At 39.1% G+C, this 1,888-nt stretch carries 1 protein-coding gene; it reads right to left on the bottom strand.

Features of this window, described 5'->3' with window-relative positions; translation table 11 throughout:
- Positions 1-80: 80 nt before the first annotated feature.
- A complete protein-coding gene (locus A37S_RS0122460) occupies positions 81-1,181 on the bottom strand; it encodes a hypothetical protein (protein ID WP_028298878.1) in 1,101 nt (366 codons plus the stop codon).
- Positions 1,182-1,888: the final 707 nt, after the last annotated feature.

Here is a 1,888-nt window from a genome sequence, read left to right as displayed (position 1 = left end):
ATTTTTAGTTTGTCGTAAAACCAAAATATGAAAAAAGGAGCTTGCCAGATATGGCAGCTCCTTAAATTATTTTTTGTCGGTCAGTAGTGATTTAATTTATAACGTTCCGCTACGCTTTCCTTGTTATAAAACCTTTCCCCTTCATTCTTGGTAAACTCGTCCTGATCAGGAAAAAGTTTCTGACCGATATTGATGTCACCATATATACGGAATATATTTTCACCGTTCCTGATTAGAAGGTAGGTCATATGGTTGGGAGCATTCATCATGTGATTGATGAAGGGGTTTGGATCGTAGTTTTTATTCTCACGCCTGACCTTGAAAACAACAACACCTTTTGTTTCGGGCAACATCAATTCATAGTTGTATTTTCCCCAATATGAATTCTTCCGCAATAACCATTCATCGAAAACCTCTATGGACTGGAAGTCAATACCCTGTCCATCATCGAGCGGATTGCCAACTTCGACATCCATGTATAGTCTGCGTTGCCGGAAACATATCGGATCGTGGACATCAGCCCAAGAGCCTTTCTGTAGTTGATGAAGTTCTTCCTTGATTCCCAAATAAAGTTCTATTGTGTAAATGAGCCGGTTCAGTTTACTTATTTGTCCGGTGAATGCTGCTAGCATTCCACGCATTTTATCCATGCGCCTTTCCAATAATTCTTTTGCATATTTCCTACGGGCATCCAAAAATTGAGACTGCTTCGCTAGCTCACGCTTCCTAGCTATGAGAAGGTTCTTATCAATAATCATAAGAGCGGATGATGTTTCTCCGCTTTCCGTTGAAAGTCCATATTGCTTCAACAGGCCAATATGATCAATTTGTCCATTAGCCATCTTCTCCGAATCGCTGACAAAACTATCGGCATCGCCATGGGTTATGGGAAACGGTTTATAGTCTGAATTACTTACCAAATCCCTTAGCGTGTATGCCCGAATTGAAGGCTTGTCACTTTCCTGAAATTGGAACCGGACGGTAATGTTATTAGCATCAAAAGGATCATCTTCAACGTCCTTGTTTAACTCAATATCCAACACATAGCCAAAGCCATGAGAGGGGTGCCAAAACTGGTCACCTATTGCGATAATAAAATCGTGTTTAAGGAAAATCTGTTCCACTATTTCTTCTTTGGATATCAAGGAACTATTTCTGTGTTCTTTAAGTTCTTTAGACATAAATGAAAATTTTATTTTTTTGTGATTAACGTTAAAACCTTGAAGTCATCTGATTCAAGCGACCGTAGCGTTTCCTTTATTCTTGGCCACGCCTGATCCACACCGCAATTGTCGATGTTGAAATTGCCTTTATCTTCAATATATGAGAGGCAAGCAATATAAGTTTGATGGGTAGGTCTAAGTGGGTGACTGTTAAAATGATGGTAATAAAAATAGCCGTACCACTTTTTATATTGGATAGTCCTTTGATCGTCCTTCATAAAGATATATTAGATAGGTTTTTAGATATAAGACATACAACCGGAAAATATTGACAGCTATGAAAAACAGACCTGTACCGGCGACCCACCTGCTTATCCAAACGGATTCGGGCGGTATAATATAAAAATACAGTGCGATCGTTATTAAGGCCAAAACAACGATGGCTACGGTCATCCAAACACTACGGGAATAACGTATTTTTGCCATCCGGTAGCTGGGAATAAGACCCATTTCTGCACAAAAGAAAAAATACCTATTATAAAAATCCCTACGGATAATCATGATGTGGCTAAACGCCTCCTTTCCATAAGTTTCTTTCAAACGTTCAACTATAGTTTTCTTGGTCTGTTTGTATCCGCCCTACCAAGTACATATTTTTTAGCGTTTATCTATGGCTTAGCTTTGCTGTATGAGGAAAGCAGAAAAAAGAGAGCAGATGCTGTCGA

The organism is Olivibacter sitiensis DSM 17696 (genome assembly GCF_000427965.1).
In the GTDB taxonomy this organism is placed as follows: Bacteria; Bacteroidota; Bacteroidia; order Sphingobacteriales; family Sphingobacteriaceae; genus Olivibacter; species Olivibacter sitiensis.
Note: the sequence above shows the minus strand (reverse complement) of the source record. Positions and strands in the feature narration are given on the sequence as shown.

Bases quoted from the DNA above. Each gene is read 5' to 3' on its own strand.
- A37S_RS0122460 (WP_028298878.1), bottom strand. From the start codon at position 1,181: ATGTCTAAAGAACTTAAAGAACACAGAAATAGTTCCTTGATATCCAAA.